The 23198-nt window shown below is 66.0% G+C and carries 13 protein-coding genes; 6 read left to right on the plus strand and 7 right to left on the minus strand.

Going from position 1 to position 23198, the window contains the following annotated elements:
- The first annotated feature begins 67 nt into the window (after positions 1–67).
- Positions 68–1378 (plus strand): MFS transporter, encoded by a 1311-nt coding sequence (locus ACZ60G_RS23510; RefSeq protein WP_465812259.1) that lies wholly within the window; start codon positions 68–70, stop codon positions 1376–1378.
- On the opposite strand, the gene ACZ60G_RS23515 is transcribed toward ACZ60G_RS23510, so the two are convergent.
- From ACZ60G_RS23515 to ACZ60G_RS23530, 4 genes are all read right to left on the minus strand, one after another.
- Complete coding sequence (locus ACZ60G_RS23515) at positions 1368–1661, minus strand: hypothetical protein (RefSeq protein WP_465812261.1); 294 nt, start codon at positions 1659–1661, stop codon at positions 1368–1370. The two genes, ACZ60G_RS23510 and ACZ60G_RS23515, sit on opposite strands and share 11 nt — an antisense overlap.
- A gap of 237 nt (positions 1662–1898) precedes the next feature.
- Complete coding sequence (locus tag ACZ60G_RS23520) at positions 1899–3329, minus strand: NAD(P)(+) transhydrogenase (Re/Si-specific) subunit beta (RefSeq protein WP_465812263.1); 1431 nt, start codon at positions 3327–3329, stop codon at positions 1899–1901.
- Positions 3329–3667 carry an NAD(P) transhydrogenase subunit alpha part 2 gene (locus tag ACZ60G_RS23525; protein ID WP_465812265.1) on the minus strand — a complete coding sequence of 113 codons (339 nt, stop codon included), beginning with the start codon at positions 3665–3667 and terminating at the stop codon, positions 3329–3331. The genes ACZ60G_RS23520 and ACZ60G_RS23525 overlap by 1 nt, the downstream gene beginning before the upstream one ends.
- Positions 3667–4785, minus strand: coding sequence for a Re/Si-specific NAD(P)(+) transhydrogenase subunit alpha (locus tag ACZ60G_RS23530; protein WP_465812267.1), 1119 nt, complete (start codon positions 4783–4785; stop codon positions 3667–3669). The genes ACZ60G_RS23525 and ACZ60G_RS23530 overlap by 1 nt, the downstream gene beginning before the upstream one ends.
- A gap of 351 nt (positions 4786–5136) precedes the next feature.
- Between ACZ60G_RS23530 and ACZ60G_RS23535 the strand changes: the two genes are divergently transcribed.
- Genes ACZ60G_RS23535 through ACZ60G_RS23545 form a run of 3 tightly spaced genes read left to right on the plus strand, consistent with a single transcriptional unit; the run spans position 5137 to position 7076 of the window.
- The gene (locus ACZ60G_RS23535) at positions 5137–5595 is read left to right on the plus strand and encodes an HIT family protein (protein WP_465812269.1); all 459 of its coding nucleotides are present in this window, start codon (positions 5137–5139) and stop codon (positions 5593–5595) included.
- Positions 5592–6431, plus strand: a complete 840-nt coding sequence (locus ACZ60G_RS23540; RefSeq protein ID WP_465812271.1) for a maleylpyruvate isomerase family mycothiol-dependent enzyme — start codon at positions 5592–5594, stop codon at positions 6429–6431. The genes ACZ60G_RS23535 and ACZ60G_RS23540 overlap by 4 nt, the downstream gene beginning before the upstream one ends.
- A gap of 6 nt (positions 6432–6437) precedes the next feature.
- Positions 6438–7076 carry a Type 1 glutamine amidotransferase-like domain-containing protein gene (locus tag ACZ60G_RS23545; protein WP_465812272.1) on the plus strand — a complete coding sequence of 213 codons (639 nt, stop codon included), beginning with the start codon at positions 6438–6440 and terminating at the stop codon, positions 7074–7076.
- On the opposite strand, the gene ACZ60G_RS23550 is transcribed toward ACZ60G_RS23545, so the two are convergent.
- Together ACZ60G_RS23550 and ACZ60G_RS23555 are read right to left on the minus strand one after the other, a co-directional pair.
- Positions 6975–7562, minus strand: a complete 588-nt coding sequence (locus tag ACZ60G_RS23550) for a GtrA family protein (protein WP_465812274.1) — start codon at positions 7560–7562, stop codon at positions 6975–6977. The genes ACZ60G_RS23545 and ACZ60G_RS23550 overlap by 102 nt on opposite strands.
- Positions 7563–7607: 45 nt before the next feature.
- The gene (locus ACZ60G_RS23555) at positions 7608–7919 is read right to left on the minus strand and encodes a hypothetical protein (protein ID WP_465812275.1); all 312 of its coding nucleotides are present in this window, start codon (positions 7917–7919) and stop codon (positions 7608–7610) included.
- Between the two features lie 220 nt (positions 7920–8139).
- Here ACZ60G_RS23555 and ACZ60G_RS23560 point away from each other — a divergent pair, with 220 nt between their 5' ends.
- Both ACZ60G_RS23560 and ACZ60G_RS23565 read left to right on the plus strand, forming a co-directional pair.
- Positions 8140–9498, plus strand: a complete 1359-nt coding sequence (locus tag ACZ60G_RS23560) for an FAD-binding oxidoreductase (RefSeq protein WP_465812277.1) — start codon at positions 8140–8142, stop codon at positions 9496–9498.
- Between the two features lie 37 nt (positions 9499–9535).
- A complete protein-coding gene (locus ACZ60G_RS23565) occupies positions 9536–9820 on the plus strand; it encodes a GNAT family N-acetyltransferase (RefSeq protein WP_465812279.1) in 285 nt (94 codons plus the stop codon).
- On the opposite strand, the gene ACZ60G_RS23570 is transcribed toward ACZ60G_RS23565, so the two are convergent.
- Positions 9817–23193, minus strand: a complete 13377-nt coding sequence (locus ACZ60G_RS23570; protein WP_465812280.1) for an amino acid adenylation domain-containing protein — start codon at positions 23191–23193, stop codon at positions 9817–9819. The genes ACZ60G_RS23565 and ACZ60G_RS23570 overlap by 4 nt on opposite strands.
- Between the last annotated feature and the right edge of the window lie 5 nt (positions 23194–23198).

The following is a 23198-nucleotide window of genomic DNA, read 5'->3' on the forward strand; positions in this document are numbered from 1 at the left end:
GCCCGATCTCAATGGCGAGATCCGCGGAGCCGGGCCCTCGGACGACGATGTCCCGGACCGGCTCCCCATGCGGCCGCGAGAACGCGCTCGACGCGGTACCGTCGAATCGGTGGCGACCACGACGATCGATCCGCAGATACCGATAGCACGCGCCGCGGTATTCGTGGTGTTCGCGTTGAACGGTTTCCTACTGGCCATGTGGGTGGTACACATCCCGGCCATTACCGATCGAACCGGTATCGCGCATTCCACGCTCGGCATGTTCATTCTCATGCTGGCCGGTGCGGGCATCGTCGGCATGCGCATCGCGGGCCCGCTCGCCGACCGATTCGGCAGCCGGACCGTGGTCGCGGCCGCCGCGATGATCGTCTCGATATCCGTGCTCGGCCCCGGACTGGCGACCGGACCGGTCAGCCTGGCGATCGCGTTGGCCTGCTTCGGTTTCGGCAACGGCGCGCTCGACGTTTCGATGAATACCCAAGCGGTGCATGTCGAGCGGGCCTATGACCGACCGATCATGTCGGCGTTCCACGCCTTGTTCTCCGGTGGTGGATTCCTCGGCTCGCTGCTGGGTGCGGCTGCTCAGGGCGCGGGATGGGATGTGCGCCTGAGCTTGTCGCTCGCGGCGGTGGCGGGGTTGGCGATTACCGCCGCGCTGGTGCCACGCCTGCTGGCCGACACCGGATCGGTGGCACGAGACGCGAATTCGGACGCACCCCTGGAAAGTGGCCCACACGACCACATTCCGGAAAGCATGGACCACGGTCGTGGGTCCGAAGCGGCACCGCATGATGGCGGAACAGCCCGGTCGACAACACCGAATCGCTCCCGAAAAGTTTGGGCGCTGGCCGCAATCGCCTTCGCCCTACTCCTCACCGAGGGCGTCGCCGCCGACTGGAGCGCCCTGCAGGTCCGCGACCACCTCGATGTCGACGATGCCACCGCCGCACTGGCATTCGGCGCATTCTCCTGCACCATGACCGCGGGCCGATTCACCGCCGACCGCGTCGCGGGTGCCTTCGGCCGCGTCGCCGTCGTCCGCTACGGCACCTTGGTCGCCGCATTCGGATTGGTCCTTATCATGGCGTCGAGCTGGGTGCCGCTGACGCTCCTCGGCTGGGCGATGTGCGGCCTCGGCCTCTCCGGCGGAATACCGCAAATCTTCACCGCCGCAGGCAATCTCGGCTCTACTACAGCGGCTACCGATATGTCGCGGGTATTCAGCCTCGGTTACCTCGGCCTGCTCGCGGGCCCCTCCATCATCGGCTGGCTGACCGCCCTGGTCCCACTCACCGCCGCAATGGTCGTTCCGCTCATCGCGGTCCTGCTCTGCTGTGGCTACGCGGGGGCGGTTGCCCCGCAACGGACTACCGGATAGCAGCTGATTCCCGGGCAAGCGTGGCGAGCTCACGCCATTGCGGCAGCGGCAGCTCCGTCGGATCGGCGGTGACCACGTGTAGACACACGTGATCGGCCCCGGCATCCAGGTGCTGCCGAACACGATCGCCGATCACCTCGATATCCCCATACGCCGCAACCGAATCCACCAGCCGCGAGCTGGGACCACCGAGGATATCTTCGTCGCCGAAACCGAAGCGTCGCATATTTGCCGCCTGATGCGGCGCGGATTCGAGATAGCCCGCGATATGCGCCCTGGCCACCTCACGAGCGCGCGGAGGTCGGCATCGACGATGTGATCGCCCAGGCCCGGCGACACCCTATGACGAAATCGACGAACTCATTCGGCAGGGCAAGAAGATCCACGCGATCAAGCTCTATCGCAACCTGACGGGCGCAAGCCTGAGGGATGCCAAAGACGCGGTCGAAGCGCGCGAACGGCATCCGCAATGACGAAAGCCCGCTTCCATTCGCGGAAGCGGGCTTTCATGCCGAGGCGCTTACAGTGCCTTGAGTTCCTCGGTGACCGCTCCGACGGACTTCTTCGCATCGCCGAACAGCATCGAAGTGTGGTCGGCGTAGAACAGTGGGTTGTCGATACCGGCGAAACCGCTGTTCATGGAACGCTTCAACACGATCACGCTCTTGGCCTGGTCTACGTTGAGCACCGGCATGCCGTAGATCGGGGACGAGGAGTCCTCGCGGGCGGCGGGGTTGGTGACGTCGTTGGCGCCGATCACCAAAGCCACGTCGGTGCGCGAGAATTCGCCGTTGATGTCGTCCATTTCCTTGAGCGCGTCATAGGAGACTTCGGCCTCGGCGAGCAGGACGTTCATGTGGCCGGGCATGCGACCGGCGACCGGGTGGATGGCGTATTTGACCTCGACGCCCTTGGCCTCCAGCAACGACGCCATTTCCTTGACCGCGTGCTGGGCCTGGGCGACGGCCATACCGTAGCCGGGCACCACGATCACCTGGTTGGCGTAGGCCATCTGGATCGCGGCATCCGCGGCGCTGGTGGCCTTGGCCTGCTTCTGCTCACCACCGGAAGCACCCGGGGCGGTGCCGCCGCCACCGAATCCACCCGCGACGATAGCGGGAATGGACCGGTTCATGGCCTTGGCCATCAGGTTGGTGAGGATGGTGCCGGACGCGCCGACGATCATGCCCGCCACGATCATCGCGGTGTTGTTCAACGCCAACCCCGCCGCGGCAGCCGACAGACCGGTCAACGCGTTCAACAGCGAGATGACCACCGGCATGTCCGCGCCACCGATCGGCAGCACCACCGCGAGGCCCAGGACACCGGCGAGCACGAGCACCGCGATCATCCAGTACTGGGGCACACCATCATTGGTGGCGCCGATACCGATCACCACCGCGGCAGCGATCGCACCCAGTAGCAGCAGCAGGTTCAACGGCTGCTGGAGCTTGCCCAGACCGATCGGACGCCCGGGTAGGACTTCCTGAAGTTTGCCGAACGCGATCAAAGATCCCCAGAACGACACCGAACCGATGATCGCCGCGAACAGCGAGCCGATCACGATGTGCACGGTGGGTTCTTCATCGAAATGTGAAAAACCCTGGGAGTTGATGAATTCCGACCACGCGATCAACGCGACCGTGCCACCACCGACACCGTTGAACGCGGCCACCAACTGCGGCATCGCGGTCATCTTCGTGAACTTGGCCGGCGGCACACCCAACACCACACCGACCACGAGCCCGGCCACGATCAGGATCCAGTTGGAGGTGTGGCGGATCGAGATCAGCGTCGCCACCACAGCGATCACCATGCCCGCCGCGGCGATCAGGTTGCCGCGCACCGCGGTCTTCGGCCCGGTCAACCCCATCAGACCGTAGATGAACATGCCGAAGGCGATGATGTAGAGCCCGTTGACCAGATAGGTCACATTGTCGAAGGTATGCATCACGCAGCTCCCTCTGAACGCTCCGCTGCGGCAGCCTTCACCGGTGCGGCCTTCTTACCCTTGAACATCCCGAGCATCCGGTCGGTCACCACGAACCCACCGATCACGTTCAGGGTTCCGAACACGACCGCGACGAACAGGATGATCTGGGTCAGGATCGAGGGATCCTGCACGTTGCCGAGCGTGACCAACGCACCCAGCACGACGATGCCGTGAATAGCGTTGGTACCCGACATCAACGGCGTATGCAGGGTATTGGGCACCTTCGAGATGACCGCGAACCCGACGAACCCGGACAACACCAGGATCGCGATATTCGCTAGCAGTTCGGTGTACATCAGGCTTCCACCTCACGAGTAACACAGGAGTCCGCGAGCACCTGATCACCGAAGTCGGGCGACAGCTTCCCGTCGATCAACATCAGCTCCAACAGCGCCGCAATATTTTTCGAGTACAACTCCGAGGCATGCTCGGGCATCGTCGCGGGCAGGTTCAACGGCGAAGCGATCGTCACCTCGTGCTTGACCACGACCTCACCGGGCTCGGTCAGCTCGCAGTTGCCGCCGGTCTCACCGGCCAGATCCACGATCACACTGCCGGGCTTCATGCCCTCCACCGCCGCCGCGGTCACCAGCCGAGGCGCGGGGCGGCCCGGCACCAACGCGGTGGTGATCACCACGTCGAAGCCCTTGATCGCATCCTCCAACGCCTGCTGCTGCTTGGCCTTCTCCTCGTCGGTGAGCTCACGGGCATAACCACCCTCACCGGCGGCATCGATCCCGAGATCGAGCCACTGCGCACCGACCGACCGCACCTGATCGGCGACCTCGGGCCGCACGTCGTAACCGGTGGTCCGCCCACCCAGACGCTTCGCCGTCGCCAAAGCCTGCAGACCCGCAACACCCACACCGAGCACCAGCACGGTCGCGGGCTTCACCGTGCCCGCCGCGGTGGTCAGCATCGGGAAGAACCGCGTCGATTCCGACGCCGCCAGCAGCACAGCCTTGTACCCGGAGACGTTGGCCTGCGAGGACAGCGCGTCCATCACCTGGGCCCGCGAAATACGCGGAATCGCCTCCACGGCGAAGGCCTGCACCCCGGCCGATTTCAGCGCGGGAATCTGGTTGTCGGCGTTGCGCGGGGCGAGGAAGCCGATCAGGGTCTGCCCGCTGTGCAGCTTCGCCACCTCGGCGTCACTGGGCGGAGCGACCTTCACGACCACCTCGGCCGACCACGGATCACCGATGGTCGCGCCCGCATCCACATAGGCCGCGTCCGGAATGAGCGCGCCGAGCCCGGCGCCCGCCTCGACCACCACCTCGACGCCCTGCTTCAGCAGGCTCGGGATGATCTTGGGCACCAATGCGACACGCCGCTCGCCCGCGTTTGACTCGCGAACGACTCCGACACGCGCTCCGCGCGGCGACTGGTCGCCTACGCTCTGCGTTGTCTCCACTTGTCAGACTTCCTTCTCTGGCTGAGCTTCAAGCAACCGGTCGACGGCCGGACGATGTTACTTTGGAGTAAGTTCGTCCAAATCCTCGCAACTGTACCCGGCTCGCTGATCTTTTCGAGCGACCTGGCAAGCAATCGCTAGCTGACCCTTTCGAGCGACCTGCAAGCAGTCGCTAGCGGATGAGCGTAGCTGAGATGGCGGTCACAAGTTGCGCCGGATTCCGCCGTTATGTCGGATTCGCGACCAACACCAAGGTTCGAATCCTGGTCGGCGCGGCGCAATACCTTCCCATAGTGACGTGCGTCATGCCGAGTATGTTCCCGGTGAGCGGTACGCCGTATGGTCGGCGGTGTGAACGACTGCGTCTTCTGCCGCATCGCGGCGGGGCAGGCCCCGGCGACCAAGGTCTACGAGGACGACACGCTGTGCGCGTTCCTGGATATTCGCCCGATCGCCCGCGGCCACACCCTGATCATCCCGAAGCGACACGCATCCGAATTGGCGGATCTGGATGCCGAATCGGGCGCGCACATTTTCCGTGCCGGACACCGGATCGCGCTGGCGATCAGGCGCAGCGACCTCGCCGCGGACGGCGCGAATCTCGTGCTCAATGACGGCACCGCGGCCTTCCAGACCGTCCCACACGTCCACCTGCACGTGATACCGCGCCGGCACGGCGACAAACTGAGCTTCGCCGCCGGGCTGCTGCTGCGGCGCCCGCACGATCCCGAGTCCACCGCGGCCGCCATCCGCGCCGGAATATCGGCATTGGCACACGAAGACGAGACCAGCGCCGAGGAGCGAGAATGACCGACCCGACCAAGGACCGGAACGAGCTGACCGGCCTGCTGTCCGAGCAATGGGAGACGATCGCGACGCTGGTCGCCGATCTCGACGAAGAGCGTTGGCGCGCACCGTCTCCGCTGCCGGGCTGGTCGCTGTTCGATGTGGTCGCACACGTCGTCGGGACCGAATCCTGGCTGCTCGGCGAAAGCCCGCCCGCGCACGATCCGATCCGGCCCAAAACCGATGTGACCACGCTGCCGCATGTGCGCAACGAGGCCGGCGTGCTCAACGAGATCTGGGTCGATCGGCTGCGGCCGCTGTCGGGTAAGCGACTGTTCGCGCTGTATCGCGATGTCACCGATCGCAGGCGAGAGGCGCTCGCATCCTTCGGTGATGCGGAATGGCAGGCCGAGACCGTATCGCCGATCGGCAAGGTCAGCTATGGCCGGTTCATGCGGGTGCGGCTGTTCGACTGCTGGATGCACGAACTCGATATCGCCGACGCGCTCGGCATATCCGTCGACGAGGGCGGACCGCGGGCCGCGCGGGCCTTCGGCGAACTCACCGCCACCATCGGGCGGGCGGTGGCGAAGGGTGCGCAGGCGCCGGACGGATCGCGCATCACCTTCGAACTGACCGGCCCGTTGCCGCAGACGTTGCACGTCGCGGTGGACGGCCGCGCCAATATCGTCGATGAACTGGACGCGCCCGCCACCGTGGTGGTTCGGATGGACTCGGGCCTGTTCGCCCGGCTGCGTGGCGGACGCACCACCGCGGATGCGCATGAAGGCGAGTTCCGCATTTCCGGCGATGCGGAACTCGGCACCCGACTGGTGCGCAGCCTGGCCTTCACTATCTGAGCCGCGGTGCGACTTTTCCTGTCCAGCTACCGATTCGGCGCACACTACGACCGGCTCGCCGCACTCGTCGGCGAGCCGGGCCGAGTCGCGGTGATTCCCAACGCATGTGACGCCTGGCCCGCGGCCTGGGCGGGTGCGGTCGCCAGTGACGTGATCCCGCTGCGCAAGCTCGGCTACTCCCCCGACGTGCTGGATCTGCGCGAATTCGTCGGTCGCGCAACCGAACTGGAAGCCGCACTGGCACAGTATCCATTGGTATGGGCACGCGGCGGCAATACCTTCGTCTTGCGCGCCCAATTCGCCCGCAGCGGAGCCGATTTCGTACTGCCAAAGCTGCTCGCCGCCGACGCGCTGGTGTATGCCGGGTACAGTGCGGGCGCCTGTCTGCTGACTCCGGATCTGCACGGTCTGGAATCCACCGACGACCCGGCCGAGGTCCGACCGGCGTGCGGTATCGAACCACGGTGGGACGGACTGGGTCTGGTCGACCATCGCATCGTGCCGCACCTGAATTCGGCGACCGATCCGGACGGTGAGGCCGCGCTACTCGCCGCCCGCTACCGGGCCGAGGGCATCGCGCACTGGGCGCTCACCGACGACGACGTCGTGGTGGTCGACGGCAGCGATATCGAGATCCTGCGATAGCCCGCGGAACACCACCCAGCGCATCGCGCAGTACATATAGACCGCCTCACATGCCCCGGCCAGCAGCCGCGACAGGTGGTATTCCAATCCCAGCGCGGCCAATCCGCCGCCGACGCCGAGGATGAAGGCGAGGTAGTTGATCACGACGACCACCACGTACACCACGGCCTGTCTGCCGACCGGTGCGTGCGAGTGGAAGTTGAACGTGCGATTGAGCACGAAGCTGAGCCCGAACGCGCAGATATAGGCCACCGTGACCGATAGCCATACGGGCAGTCCCAGCCAGCCGTGCAGCACCGTGAGCAGCGCCAGATCGACACCGAAGGTGAAGCCGTTGATCAGCGCGAAGCCGAGAAACGTCGGGGCGACAAGGCGATTCAGCCCCGACGGCAGCCGCGCGACGACGGCCTCGCACCAGCGAGAGAAGCCCGCCACCAGGGACTCGGTGCTCGTCACGCCGCCAGCATGCCAGCGGCAGGTGTCCATCAGGTGATCGTCCAGGAAACAAGATCGGGTGGCACCCGATCTTGATCAGCCGATCTGGGTGAGGGGCGAACGGTGGTCCAGGGCGGACCAGGCGACGAGGCAGCGGCGGCGGGTGACGTCGTCGACGTCTTCCAGGAGGGCCTCGAGCAGGAGGCGGGGTTTGCGCTGCCACTGGTCGGACAGGGTGGCGATCACTCTCTTGCCGAACATGCCCGAGCGATCCAGTGCCGTGATCCATTCGGCGATATCGCCCGCGTGGATGCGGCGCAATGAATCCGGGTCGATACCCCCGTCGAGAACTTCGTAGGAGAACACCGCAGCGACCAAATCACGGTAATCCGGCGACTCGACCTGCATGAGACCTCCTCGGCGCGCCTGCGCACCTTGTGGAATCGGACAGCGCCCTGAATGGGCGCCTTGCCCGGAATTCTTATCGTCCTACGGACCCGGCACCACTGGACCGCCCCACAATCCCGCCGGGCTCCGCGTTGTAGCAAACCTCCAGGGAGAACCGGACGCGCGGCTGTTACAGTCGGGCACTCACCCTGGCCCGTACTTGCCGTATAGCGTGAGTCGTGTGGACCTGCATGACCTGATCTCCCGCCTGCCCGACGGCGCGGTACTCACCGATCCCGATCTGCTGGCGGGCTATCGGCAGGACTGGGCGCGCGATCCGAGCGCCGGCACACCGCTGGCCGTGGTCCGCGCGACCGGTACCGATGATGTCGCGACGACGTTGCGGTGGGCGCACGAACACAAGGTCGCGGTGGTGCCGCGCGGGGCCGGATCCGGACTGTCCGGCGGTGCGACGGCCGTCGACGGCGGCATCGTGCTCAGCACCGAACGTATGCGCGCGATCACCGTCGACCCGGTCACCCGCACCGCGGTGGTCCAGCCCGGCCTGCTCAATGCGGAGGTCAAACGTGCGGTCGCCGAGCGCGGCCTGTGGTATCCGCCGGACCCGTCCTCCTTCGAAATATGTTCGATCGGCGGCAATGCGGCGACCAATGCGGGCGGCCTGTGCTGTGTGAAATACGGCGTGACCACCGATTACGTGCTCGGCATGGAGGTGGTGCTCGCCGACGGCACGGTGGTGCGGCTCGGCGGCCCACGACTCAAGGATTCGGCGGGCCTGTCGCTGACCAAAATGTTCGTCGGCAGCGAGGGCACGCTCGGGGTGATCACCGAACTCACCCTGCGGCTGCTGCCCGCCCAACCGCCGCAGTCCACCGTGGTCGCGACCTTCGCGACGCTGACCGCCGCCACCGAGGCCATCCTCGGCATCACCGGCACCCTGCGGCCCGCCATGCTCGAGTTCATGGATGCCGTCGCGATCAATGCGGTCGAGGACGAGATGCGGATGGGGCTGGATCGCGAGGCCGCCGCGCTGCTGGTCGCCCGCTCCGACGCACCGGGCGAATTCGCCAGGCACGAAGCCGAAATCATGGTCGGCATCTGCGAAAAGGCCGGTGCCACCGAGGTTTTCCACACCGAGGATCCGGAGGAAGGCGAAGCCTTCACCGCCGCACGACGTTTCGCCATTCCGGCCGTGGAGAAGATCGGGCCGCTGCTGCTCGAGGACGTCGGTGTTCCGCTGCCGCGGCTCGCCGATCTGGTCAACGGTATCGCCGCCATCGGCGCACGCAATGACGTGCTGGTTTCGGTGATCGCGCACGCCGGGGACGGCAATACCCACCCGCTGATCGTGCACGATCCGACCGATGCGGAGATGACCGAACGCGCGCACCGCGCCTTCGGCGAGATCATGGATCTGGCCATCGAGCTCGGCGGCACCATTACCGGCGAACATGGCGTGGGCCGGTTGAAGAAGGCCTGGCTGCCCGATCAACTGGGTCCCGATGTGATGACGCTCACTCGGCGGATCAAGGATGCGCTCGACCCGCATGGCATTCTCAACCCAGGCGCGATTCTGTAGACGGAACATTCCCGGCCGCTGAGGAGTTCACCCGATAATGACCACCAGGCTCGAGCACAATGTCGCCGACACCCGATTCGAGATCTATCTCGACGACACCCTCGCCGGGTACGCCGACTACGCCGAACGCGACGATCCGAAGGTAAGGGATTTCCACCACACCATGACCTTCCCGGAGTTCCGCGGCCGTGGCGTGGCCGCCCAGGTGGTCGAGTACGCGCTGCAGGATTCGCGCGCACAGGGCTTCGCCATCATCCCGACCTGCTGGTATGTCGAGCAGTACATCGCGGAACACCGCGAATACGCCGATCTGGTCGCCTAACTCAGGTAGTCCGCGAGGATCGGACCGATCACCGCCAGGGCTTCCGGGCTGGTGAGTTTGTTGTGTTCGCAGCCGACTTGGTGGTCGTCAATGGTTCCGGTGACATAGGGCCGCCAGGTTTCCGCGTTGGGGATGTACCCGGGTCGGCCGTTGGTGCTGCTGAAGAAGAGCGCGTCGCCGTCGAAGACGGCCGGGTGGTAGTCGGCGCTTTCGCGGATCAGCTGCTGGTAGTCGAGATAGAGATGCTCGAGATCGGTGGGGGTCAGGGCCGCGAAGGTGCCGCCCGCGGCGCGCAGGAGTTCGGCGGCGCGGTCGGCGAGCGCCGCATCCCCGTCGAAGTTGTCGAGCAGCGCGGGATCGATGCCGCCGAACTCGGCGAGCAACACCTCCGGAGGCGGCATCTCGACGGCGCTTTCCGGTTCGACATCGGCGCGGCCGTCCATGAGGACCAGGGCCGACACCTGGGCGCCGCGGCGTTGGAGTTCGACGGCGACCGCATGGGCGAGCGGGCCGCCCGCGGAGTAGCCCAGCAGTCGGTAGGGCCCTGTGGGCTGGGTCAGCAGAATATGGTCGGCGTAGCGGGTGGCTCGTTCGGTGAGGGTGCTGTCCGGTTGGTTGCCTTCAGTCACAGCCGGTGACTGAAGGCCGTAGATCGGGTGATCACCATCGAGGTATTGCACCAAACCGGCGTAGCACCAGGCCAATCCGATTGCGGGATGGATGCAGAACAGTCCGGGGCCCGTGCCGCTCGGGCGTAGGGCAAGGACAGTGCGCAAGGCCGGATCGACGCCTGGTTGGTCACCCTCGATGATGCGTTGCGCCAGGACAGCGGGAGTCGGTTCGCCGAACATCCACTGGACCGGCATATCGAAGCCGCTGCGTTCGCGGATTTCGGCGACGAGTCGAATGGCGACCATGGAGGTACCGCCGAGTTCGAAGAAGTTGTCGTCCAGGCCGATTCGATCCGCGCCGAGCACCGCTTCGAAGGCCTCGACGACGAGGCGTTCGGTGCTGGTGACCGGCGGACGGTACGGCAAATCCTTGCGCCGCGGGGTCGTTGGCGGTGGCTGGTGCACGACCGTGTCCGGCGGGGCGGTGACGTCGAGGTCGCCGATGACGACGGCCGGGTCCGCGGTGACCTCTTCGAGCACCTGAACGAATCGCTGTGTCAACGTTTCCGCGGTCGTCTGTTCGAAGAGATCGCGGGCGAAGGTCAGGGTTCCGGTGATACCGGCGGGCGCGCCGTCGGCGTCGAATTCCTCGGCCAGCATCCATTCCAAATCGTATTTGGCTCCGACCGCCGCGCGCGATAACGGTGTGATCACCAGGCCGGGCAGCTGGATCGGTTCGCGATCGAAGTTCTGGAACACCAGAATCACTTGGAACAGTGGCGAATGCGCGGTCGATCTGGCCGGTGCGAGTACCTCGACCAGCCGCTCGAACGGAAGATCGGCATTGCCGAAGGCGTCCAGATCGGCGTCTTTGGTTGTGGCGAGGATGTTTTCGAAGGTCGCGTCGTGCTCGATCCGGGTGCGCAGGACCAGGGTATTGACGAACATGCCGACGAGATCGTCGAGTTCGCCGTCCCCACGGCCCGCGGTGACCGAACCGATCGCCACATCCGTCGTACCGGAGAGCCTGGCGAGCAGGACCGCGAGCGCGGCGTGCGCCACCATGAAGACACTCACGCCGTGCCAGCGCGCGATCTCGCGCATCCGTCGCTGCACCGCGTTACCGATGTCGAACTCCACCATGCCGGCGCGATGCGTGGCCACCGTTGGCCGCGGGTGATCGGTGGGCAGCGCCGATACCTCCGGCAGTCCTTCGAGTGCATCGCGCCAGTACTCGAGCTGGCGGTGCGCCACGCTGTCCGGATCGTCGTCGGCGCCGAGCACTTCGTGCTGCCACAGTGCGTAATCGGCGTATTGCAACGGCAATGGTGTGAACTGCGGTGCGGTACCGGCGCGGCGCGCGGCGTAGGCCAGCAGCACGTCGCGGGTCAGCGGTGCCGATGACCATCCGTCCGAGGCGATGTGGTGCATGACGACGATGAGCACCCAGCGCTGCGGTTCGAGGCGCAGCAGCCACACGCGCATCGGAAGTTCCCGGGTCAGATCGAAGCCTTGCCCGCCGGCGCGCATGACGAACTCGGCCACGGTCTCCGCGCCGATATCGGAGACCACCACCGGGACAACGGCTTCGGCTGCCGGTAAGACTTTCTGATACGGATCGCCCGCGGTATCCGTCGGATAGACGGTGCGCAGTGATTCATGCCGGGCGACCAGATCCGAGACGGCGGCGCGCAGAACCTCCGGATCGAGGTCGCCGCGGACCTCGGCGGCGAGAGGCACATTGTGTGCGGGTGAGGCCGGGTCGTAACGGTTGAGGAACCACATGCGCCGCTGGGCCGCCGAGAGCGGGATGCAATTCGGTCGCTCGCGCGGTCCGGGCCGCGGTCCGACCGGGGCGGTCGCGGTCCGGATCGCCGCGGCGAGGTCGGCGACGATGGGTGTGTCGAACACGGTGCGCACCGGAATTCGGGTTTCGAGCGCGGCGCCGAGCCGGGCGACGATACGGGTCGCGATCAGCGAATTGCCGCCGAGGGCGAAGAAGTTGTCGTCGAGACCGACGCGGGCGACACCGAGCAGTTCGCCGAAGATTTCGGCAACCGCTCGTTCAGTGGGTGTCTCGGGGGCGCGATACCGGCCGCCACGCAGATCGGGTGCGGGCAGCGCATTGCGGTCCAGCTTGCCGCTCGCGGTTCGCGGCAGTTCGGTGAGCTCGATGATGGCCGAGGGGACCATATAGGACGGAAGCCGCTGTGCCACGGTGTCGTTGAGCAGATCCGGCACCAAATCGGCACCGGGCACCACATAGGCGACGAGTACTTCACCGACCGTGGCATCGGTATGCACGCTCACCGCCGCTTGGTCCACGGCCGGGTCGGCGAGGAGCGCCGATTCGACTTCCCCGAGTTCGATGCGCAGGCCGCGCAGCTTGATCTGCAGGTCCGAGCGACCCAGGTATTCGAGGTCGCGGCCGCGCCAGCGCACCAGGTCACCGGTTCGGTACATGCGTTGCCCCGGTCGGCCGTACGGGTCGGCGACGAAGCGCGATGCGGTCTGGCCGCCGCGGCCGTGATATCCGCGGGCCAGTGCGATGCCCGCCAGATACAGCTCACCGGCGACGCCTTCGGGCACCGGATGCAGCCGATCGTCGAGCACGACTGCGGACATGCCCGCGATGGGGCCGCCGATGGTGACCTCGTCGCCCACTCGCAGCGGGTTGCTCTCCGTTGCCCAGATCGTGGTTTCGGTCGGGCCGTAATCGTTGAAATGCAGGCGCTCCGGCGCGGACCAGCGGGCGACCAATTCGGGCGGACATGGTTCACCGCCGGTGATGATGACGCGCACCGCATCGCATCCGGCCGGATCGACCGAGGCCAGCGCCGAAGGTGTGAGGGCGATGTGCGAAACATGTTCGCGTATCAGCAGTTCCGCGAGTTCTAGGCCGCCGAATGCGGTCGGCCCCGCGATTACCAGCGTCGCTGCCGGGCCCACTGCAATCAGGAGTTCGAGTACCGCGGCATCGAAACTCGGTGAGGTCACGTGCAGAACGCGGGAGGTGCTGGCGGTCCCGTCGCGTTTCTGTTGTGCTGCCGCGAGATTGGCGAGTCCGGTGTGGGTGACGACGACGCCCTTGGGTCTGCCGGTCGATCCGGAGGTGAACAGGACGTAGGCGGGGTTTTCGGGCCGCACGTTCGGCAGCTCGATCGGTGCACCGGTTGTGGCATCGAGTGATTCGATGACGTCCGGATCATCGAGGGCGAACCACCGCATCGAATCCGGCAGACTCGGCTCGAACGAACTCCGGGTGATGCCGAGCTCGGCAACCGAGTCCGTGATGATCTGCTGGATCCGCTCGACCGGGTTGCCGGGATCGACCGGGACGAAGGCCGCTCCGGTCTTCGCCACCGCCCACACGGCGAGCACCGACTCGAGCGAGCGGCGTAGGGCCACCGCGACCAGCGCCTCGGGCCGTGCACCCGCGCGGATCAGTAAGCGAGCCAGTCGATTCGAGCGCTCATCGAGTTCGGCATAGGTCAGTGTCGCTGCGCCATCGACCACCGCTGTGCCGTCCGGGTTCGCGGAGACCGCTTCTGCGAGCAGCTCTGCCAGCACACGCGGCGGGCGCTCGATCCGCGCTTGCCGGGACAGCAGATCTCGGCGATCGGCAGGCGCGAGTAATTCGATATCCCCAACGGGTACTTCGGGATTCGCCGCTACCGCGCGTAGCACGCGCAGCCAGCGCTCGGCCATATGCGCGACGGTTGCGCGGTCGAACAGGTCGGTGGCGTATGCGATCCGGACCGATAGGCCGGACGAGTCGGTCTCGGCCACCGTGACGCTCAGATCGAAACGAATGCTCGGCTGGTCAAGATCCAGTGCTTCGGCGCGCAGGTCCGGCAGCGCGAGTTCGACCGGGGCGAGGTTCTGCATCACCAGCATTGTCTGGATCAAGGGGTGCCGGGCGGCCGAGCGGGTAGGTTCGAGCAGGTCGACGAGCCGCTCGAAGGGCACGTCGGCGTGGGCGAGTGCATCGAGGTCGGTGCGTCGAACCCGTCCGAGTAGCTCGAAGAACGGTTCGGCGGCACGAATTTCGGTGCGCAGCACCAGGGTATTGACGAACATGCCGACCACATCGTCGAGCTCGGCGACGCCACGGCCCGCCACGGGGGTGCCGATGGCGATATCGGTGGTGCCGCTCAGTCGGGCGAACAGCACCGCGAGTGCACTGTGCAGCACCTGGAATCGCGTGCATCGGTTCGCCGTGGCGAGTTCGTCGAGACGTGCGGTGAGTGCGGCATCGAATTCGCGGCAGACCGTGCCTGCCCGCAGTGACGCAGTCGGCGGGCGGGGGCGGTCGACGGGCAGTGGGAGTTGATCGGGCAATCCGGTGAGGGTGTCTTTCCAGTACCGAATCTGCTGTGTCAGTGGCGATTCCGAATCGTGCTCGGAGCCCAGACGCTCGTGCTGCCACAGGGTGTAGTCGGCGTACTGCACCTGAAGCGGGGTCCAGTCCGGTGCGGCGCCGGCCAACCGGGCCGTGTAGGCAGTCATCACATCGCGGGCAAGTGGGCCCATCGAGAAGCCGTCGGTGCTGATGTGGTGGATTACCAGCACCAGTACGTGTGTGTTTTCGGCGAGCCGGAACAGGAGTAGCCGCAGTGGCACCGCGGCGGTCACGTCGAATCCCGCACCGACACAGTCCATGATCGCGTCTGGCAGTTTCGCATCCGTGACAGTGATCGGATCGAGTTCCGGGACAACAGAATCCGTTGGCAAAATCACCTGATATCCGACACCGTCACGGGCCGGATAAACCGTGCGCAGCGATTCGTGCCGCTCGAGCACATCGCGCACGGCCGCCTCGAGTGCTGCCGGATCCAGCCTTCCGATGAGCCGCAGCACGATCGGCACGTTGTAAGCGCCGGAATCGGGATCGTATTGGTTGACGAACCACATCCGCTGCTGCGCGGGTGAAAGCGGAATTCGTGCCGGCCGTGGCCCCCGCCGAGGACCGGTGCGATCCATGGCAGCCGTGGTGCTCAGCCGCGCGGCGAGCGCGCGGACGGTCGGCGCTTCGAAGATCAGGCGGACGGGCACCGAAATCGCTAGGGCCGAGCCGAGCCGCGCGGCGACTCGGATTGCCGAGAGCGAATCACCGCCGAGTGCGAAGAAGTCGTCGGCCGCACCCACCTTTTCACGGTCGAGCACCCTAGCGAAGACATCGGCGACCAGGCGCTCCCGCCCGACCGGTTCGACGTATTCGGCCACCGCCAGTTCGGGTTCGGGTAATGCGCGCCGATCAACCTTGCCGTTTGCGGTCAGCGGCAGCTCGGTCAGTACGGTGATCGTCGCGGGCACCAGATGTCTCGGCAGCCGCTGCGACAGGTAGCCCCGCAACTCGTTCGCTTTCAGGACCGCATTTTCGGTCGGCACCACATAGCTGGCCAGCACATGAGTTCCGGCCGGCCCCTGGCGCGGCACGGTGATCGTCATCTCGACACCGTGACACTTGCGCAGCACCGCATCGACTTCACCCGGTTCGACTCTGATGCCGTGCAACTTCACCTGGAAGTCATTGCGCCTCACGTACTCCAGTCGCCGCCGGGACATACGGCGAACCAGATCACCGGTGCGGTACATCCGCTCCCCCGGCGTTCCGAACGGGTTCGCCACGAACCGCGCCGCCGTCAGACCCGGCTGCCCGACATAGCCACGGGCAAGTCCGGATCCCATGACATACAGCTCGCCGGTCGCACTGATCGGTACCGGACGCAACCACGAATCCAATACGGCCAGACCGGTTCCCGGCAACGGTGCTCCGAGATCCGCGGGTTCTCCCGGACGCAGTGGGCCACTGAACGTCGCTGCCACCGAGGCTTCGGCGGGGCCATAGGAATTCAGCAGCGCCCGGCCCTCGGCGAGGCGCGCGATCAGCTCCGGCGGGCACGCCTCGCTGCCGGAAACCAGCACTCGCACGCCCGCCAATGCGGTCGCGGGCACCGTGGCCAGCACGGCGGGAGTCGAGGTCAAGTGGGTCGCACCGGATTCGGTGATAGCCGCGCACAGCTCGGCACCGGCATTCGCCTCCGGCGGCGCGATGAGCAGAGTCGCACCGGTTTCGAAGGCGGACAACCACACCAGAATGGCCGCATCGAAACTCGGATTCAGACAGTGCAATACGCGATCACCCGGCCCGGCTCCGATGGCGGCCGCAGTACCGCGCACGAGACCGCTCAGACCGGCATGGGTGACGACTACGCCCTTCGGTGTTCCGGTCGAGCCGGAGGTGTACACGATGTAAGCCGGGTGCGCGGCAAGCAGTGGCATGCGTCGATCCGCGGCTGGCAGCGCCGCCGTAGTCGCCTTCGCAGCGTCCAGCACCTGCCACGGCACCTCGTCCGGCAGTTGATCCCGCACCGTCGCGACAGTCACCCCGAATAACGCACCGCAGTCGACGGCGATATCGATGATCCGCTGCGCGGGCTGAGCCGGATCGACCGGCACAAAGGCGGCCCCGGACTTCGCGATCGCCCACACCGCGACCATCCCCTCAGGCGATCGCGGCAGTGCGAGCAGTACAGCCGTTTCCGGTTCCGCACCGGCCTCGATCAACATTCTGGCGAGCCGATTCGACTGCTCGTCGAGTTCGCGGTAAGTCAATTCCGTTGGACCGCAACGGATTGCGACCCCGTCCGGATGGATGCCGCCCGCCAGGATCTCGGGGAGCAACCGTAGTGGCTGTGGACGTGCGCGCAGCACCTCCCCGGGGTCGGCTCCGTTTACGCCCATGACCGGCTGGTTCGGATCCTCGCCGAGCCGCGCGAGAATGCGGGCCAGCCGGTCCGCCAGCGTTTCCGCCTCGGTGGTGTCGAAGTACTGGGCCGAGTAGCTCATGGCCAGACGTAGACCGCTTCTGCCGTGCGCGGCCAGTGCGAGTGGATAGTGCGTACCGTCGTAGGCACGGAATCCGCTGACTCGCAATGCCGCCCGCTCGGCCGCCGCCATGAGCGCCGCAGCATCCATCGGATACGACTCGAACACGAGCGTGGTGTCGAAAAGTGGCACGATACCGGCCGCCGCCTGAATATCGGTAAGCCCTGAAGTGTGATGCTCGAGCAAGCGCGCCTGCTCACGATGTACGCGTCCGAGCAGGTCCGCCACCGACTCGGCCGGTTCGAGGGTGATCCGCACCGGAATGGTGTTCACCAGCATGCCGACAATGCGTTCGGCACCGGGCAATTCGGGCGGACGGCCCGATACGATGGAGCCGAATACGATGTCGTGTTCCCCCGTCAGCTCCGCCAGCAACAATGCCCACGCGACCTGCACAATCGTATTGAGGGTGACACCGTGCTCAGCGGTAATCCCCTGGAGTGCGGCTACATTCGGTTGCCCCAAAGGGACATCGATGGTCCGAACGAGTTTCGACACTTGCACGTCCGCGGACCGGCTCGCGCCGCCGTCGGCCATAGCCGGAGGCCGCCCGGCGGTCACCAAGGTCGGACCTGGTAGATCGGCCAACGCGGCCGACCATGCGGCTCGGGCGGCAGTGTGGTCTCGATCCGCCAGCCACTCCAGATAGCGCCGATACGAGACAGCCGGGGCGAATCCCGCACTGTCACCGTCGGTTTCGTACAGCATGAGCAGCTCGCCGAAGAGCAGCGGCATGGACCAGCCGTCGAGGATCAGGTGATGGTTCGTGATCACCAACCGGACATCGCGCTCACCGCAACGCACGCAGCCGAAGCGCAGCAGTGGTGGCCGATCGGGGGCAAAGGGAGTCGCGAGTTCCGCGTCGGCGAGGCGGTCGCATTCCGTCGCGTCCGCTTCGATGTAGCTCCATGGCACGGTTACCTGTTCGAGTACCAGCTGAACCGTCGCATCGTCGCCGGGCAGGAAGGCCGTGCGCAGTACCTGGTGTCGCTCGACGAGCGCGCAGGCAGCCCGCTCCAGCCGTGCGACATCCACCTCGCCGTCGAATTGGATTACCGCCTGCACCGAGTACCCGTCTGGGCGTCCGGCGGCCAGCTGGGTGTGGAACAACAGACCTTGCTGCAGTGGCGCGAGCGGCCAGACATCCTCGAATGCTGGATACCGCGACTCCCATTCGTCGATCTGCTGTTGCGTCGGTGATACCAGCGGCAGATCCGACGGAGTGAAACCACCCGTATCCGGTGCACGCAGTAGTTCGGCAAGCGAGGTAAGTTCCGATGTCCACTGCTGCGCGACATCTTCCAGATCCGGCGCCGAAGACCTGGAATGCCAGACCGCCTGCAGGACAGGGCCCTCAGCGGTCTCCAGAACCAAGGCATCGATCGTGATATCCCCTGCCGCAGGCAAGTCCGGGCCGCCTGCCAACGACGTCACAACCGAATCCGGCAGCCACGGCTCACCCGCATCGACAGCAGGCACCTGCCCGAGGTAGTTGAACCCGATCCGCGGTCGCACGGACGACAACCGCTCGCGCCCAATCGGATTCAGATACCGCAACAACCCGAACCCGGACCCGCCCCGGGGCACCGCGCGCACTTGTTCCTTCACGGCCTTCAATGCCTTCACCGGATCGGCCGACCCGACATCCAACCGCACCGGGAACTGACTGGTGAACCACCCGACCGTGCGGGAAAGGTCCGCTCCCGGCACCAATCCCTCATCCCGCCCATGCCGCTCGACATTCACCAGCACCGGGCTTCGGTCCCCGCGCCGCCGCGTGACCGCGCACGCCAAGGCACTCAACAGCGCCTCCTCCACCCCACACCGCAACGCCACCGGCAAACGCTCGAGCACTGTCTTCGTCACCTCGGCGGGCAGCCGAACCTCGATCCGCTCACGGACTCGCCGCGTTTCGTCAGCCAGGCTCTCCGGCTCCGTGTCGAGGACATCCGGCACATCGACCGCACCGCCGCAATAACCGCGCTCCCCCGGCGAGAGCGCAGCCTCGCGAAGACGTCGCAGCGGCGGATCCGGTGTGGCGAGGACCTCGGACCAGTAATCCAGCTCCTCGACCACCGAATCATCGGCGGCGGCCACGGCCAAAGCGTGCGCCCACGTTCGCATGGACGTGCCGACCGGCGGCAGTACCGGCTCATCTCCCGCCGCGATCTGCGTCCATGCGGTGATCAAATCGGCGAGTACGATCCGCCAGGACACCGCGTCGATGACCAGGTGATGCGCCACGATGACGAGGTGACCGGCCCGCGTCGGCCCGGCAACGAGCCACACCATGGCCAGCATTCGGCCGCGGTCCGGATCGAGACGATCCGTCGCATCCGCGATAGCCCGAGCGGACGCGTCCGAAGAAGTCTCGGAATCGACGGCCAGCAGCGTGTCCGCGTCGACCTCCCCGACCGGGCGCACTTCGAGTTCCCCATCCACCAAGGCCGCACGCAAGATGTCGTGCCCATCAAGGATGGCTTGTATGGTGCGCACCAACGGGTTTCGCTCGATGCCGACGGGCAGGGTGAGCACCATCGACTGGGCGAAGCTGCGCGCATCGGTCGACTGTTCGAGCAGCCAGGAAACGATGGGCGTGCGCGGTATCCGGCCGATACCCGCACCCGGCAGTTCATGCAATATCGGGCGACCTGTGGGTGCCGCGACGAATCGGGCCAGATCGGCAGGTGTCGGATGCTCGAAAACAGCACGGGCCGCGAAGATCAGCCCTTCGGCGCGGGCCCTGGATACCAGCTGAATAGCCATGATCGAATCGCCGCCGAGTGCGAAGAAGGACGATTCCGCGTCAACGGTCCGCGTGCCGAGGATCTCCGCGAATATCGCGCACAGCGCGCGTTCGGTCTCCGTACCCGCGGCAAACACCGGTTCAGTCGCCATCGGCTCGGGTTGCGGCAGGGCGCGACGATCGATTTTGCCGTTGCCGGTCAACGGCAGCGCGTCGAGCACGGTAATAGATCCGGGTACCAGATGTCCGGGCAGTCGGTGCGCACAGAAGTCACGTATATCCGAAATATCCAGGTGCACAGGCGGTTCCCTGTGGTCGACCGGAACCACATACGACGCCAACATCGATCCGCCCGCAGCAGTGCGCCGCAGTACCGTCACCGCGATCTCGACACCTGGATGCATGTCGAGCACGGCATCGACTTCACCCGGCTCGACCCGCATTCCGCGCAGCTTGACCTGAAAATCCGTGCGGCCCAGATATTCCAGTACCGGATCCGACGCCCCATCGTGCTCCGCATCGATCGGATGCTCCATCTGCCAGCAAACCAGATCACCGGTCCGATACATCCGAGATCCGCTCGGCCCGAAGGGGTTCGCCACGAAACGTTCGGCGGTTATGCCCATTCGTCCCGCGTAGCCCCTGGCAAGCCCGGACCCGAGGATGTACAGCTCCCCCGCAACCCCGATCGGCACCGGCCGCAACCAGCGATCCAGCACCAACAGCCCGACCCCTGGCACCGGACGCCCCAGCCCCGACGGCCGAGCCGGTGTCAACCGATCCGTGAAGGTGACCGCGACCGTAGTCTCGGTCGGCCCATAAGAATTCAGCAATGTCCGCCCGGATCCGAACCGGGCCACCAACTCCGGCGGGCAACTCTCGCCACCGGAAGACACCGCATGCACCCCGTCCAACGCATCGGTGGGCAGAGTCGCCAAAACCGCGGGGGTCGAAAACAACTGCGTCACGCCGAAGTCCTGGATCACCCGCGCCAATTCACTCCCCGCCGCCTGATCCCCCTCCGCGACAACCAAAGTCGCGCCCGTCGAGAATGCCAGCAGCATCTCCAGTAGCGACGCATCGAAACTCGGGTTCAAACAGTGCAATACCCGCGCCCATGGCCCCGAATAGAACGAATAGCGCTCCGCCGCAACCAATCCCGCCAAGCCGACATGCGTAACCACGACCCCTTTCGGCACGCCGGTCGAACCCGAAGTGAATACGACATAGGCCGCGTGCTCCGGCCGTACGACCCCACGCAGGTCCGAGCCCACTGCCGCATCGGCATCGGCATCGGCATCGGCATCGGCATCGGCATCGGCATCGGCATCGGCATCGGCATCGGCATCGGCATCGAGCACAATCCACGTCACATCGCCGGGCAGTCCCGGCACCAGATCCGACACCGTAATCCCCAGCCGTGCACCACATTCCGCCGCCATCCGCGCCACCCGCTCGCTCGGATTCCCGCCCCCGATCGGCACGAACGCCGCGCCCGATCGAGCCACACCCCAGAACGCCAGCACCGATTCGATCGATCGAGGCAGTGCGCTCAACAGCGGAATATCCGGTCCCGCACCGAGCCTGATCAGCTTGCGCGCCAGCGAATTCGAGAGTCGATCCAGTTCCGCATACGACAACGTCCGGTCACCACATACCACCGCGGGTGCGTCGCCCTCCGCGGCCCGCAACCCCGCCTCCAGCACCTCGGGCAGTACCCGCACCGCCGAAACCTTAGGCCCGTGTACCCCACGAAGCAGATGCCGCTCATCGTCGAGGAAGTATTCGAGCTCCCGGACCGGCGTATCCGGCTCCGCAGCGAGCATCGACTCGAACAGTCCGATGAATCGATAATGGTGCCGGGCCAGAGAATCCGCGTCGTACAACTGTGGATTGGCGGTGAAGTCGACGTGGATCGGACTGTTGGCGCCGTGCTGATACAGGTTGACGAACAGGTCCTCGATCGGCCCCGACGTCAGTACATGCAGCGCGGTTCGGACACCGGTGAAAACGACTTCCGTCGGGAACAACATGATGTTGAATACCGGCCCGACGAAACCCCGTCCCGGTACCGCGGCATCGGACTCGTCCGCATCGTGCCGGATTTCCTCATGCCGGTACCGCTGGTGCCGCAGTGCACCGGACACCTCGAGCCGCACCGCCGCGACGATATCGGCGACCGTGCTGTCCGCGGTGACCTCGATCCGCAACGGCACCACATTGGCCAGCATGCCGCCCGAACGCCGCAGCATCGCAGTGGTCCGCCCGGATACCGGCAGGCTCAGTACCACCTCCCGCTCACCGGTCATCCGCGCGTAATACAGCGCGAGCGCCGCGATCGCCAATGCCGCCGAACCGACACCGAAGCGCGCCTCGGCGGTTTCCATCCGCGCGATCGTCAGCTCCGGGAGCTCGATCCGATGCTGACGCCCCAGCGCATGTGTGGGTGCCACCGCATCCACCAGACTGCACCGCTGCGGCATGTCCGCCATCCGCTCGGACCAATACGCCGCATCGGTCGCGAATCGCGTCGACGAGCGATAGCGCATCTCGGATTCGTGCACCTCCCGCAGGCTCGCCGCCGTCGCGGGCGGCGGCTCGACACCTGCCAGCACTGAGTTGTACAACTCGGCGACCCGATACAGCCCGGTCACCGACCCGAAGCCGTCCACCACAATGTGATGGGCCCGCGAGTACATGAACACCCGGTCGGCACCGACCCGCAGCACCGCCGTTATCGCGAGCCGATCCCGCAGCAGATCGATCGGCGCCGCCACATCGGCGCGCATCCAACGCAGTGCCTCGGCATCCGGATCCGCCGCGGCGCGGAAGTCCAGATACCGGGCCTCGGTCTCGATCCGATGGTCGACCACTTGATATGGCCGACCATCCTTTTCGATCAACCGCAGTACGCCCGACTCGAACTCGTGCGCGGCCTGGCGGCCGACCCGGATCAGCAGGTCGAGATCGAGCGGCCCGGACATCTCGATGTATTGCGCCTCGTAGAGCGGCACATCGGGATCCAGCTGCTGGGCGTACCACATCCCCAGCTGCGCGGGCGAGAGCGGAAAAACCTGAGTTTCAGCGGCAAGCGATGGCCGTGCCGATGACAGGCCGTGCGACATGAGCA

The organism is Nocardia sp. NPDC102475 (assembly GCF_055584605.1).

Bases quoted from the DNA above. Each gene is read 5' to 3' on its own strand.
- ACZ60G_RS23510 (WP_465812259.1), top strand. From the start codon at position 68: ATGCGGCCGCGAGAACGCGCTCGACGCGGTACCGTCGAATCGGTGGCG.
- ACZ60G_RS23520 (WP_465812263.1), bottom strand. From the start codon at position 3,329: ATGCATACCTTCGACAATGTGACCTATCTGGTCAACGGGCTCTACATC.
- ACZ60G_RS23525 (WP_465812265.1), bottom strand. From the start codon at position 3,667: ATGTACACCGAACTGCTAGCGAATATCGCGATCCTGGTGTTGTCCGGG.
- ACZ60G_RS23540 (WP_465812271.1), top strand. From the start codon at position 5,592: ATGACCGACCCGACCAAGGACCGGAACGAGCTGACCGGCCTGCTGTCC.
- ACZ60G_RS23550 (WP_465812274.1), bottom strand. From the start codon at position 7,562: ATGGACACCTGCCGCTGGCATGCTGGCGGCGTGACGAGCACCGAGTCC.
- ACZ60G_RS23555 (WP_465812275.1), bottom strand. From the start codon at position 7,919: ATGCAGGTCGAGTCGCCGGATTACCGTGATTTGGTCGCTGCGGTGTTC.
- ACZ60G_RS23565 (WP_465812279.1), top strand. From the start codon at position 9,536: ATGACCACCAGGCTCGAGCACAATGTCGCCGACACCCGATTCGAGATC.
- ACZ60G_RS23570 (WP_465812280.1), bottom strand. From the start codon at position 23,193: ATGTCGCACGGCCTGTCATCGGCACGGCCATCGCTTGCCGCTGAAACT.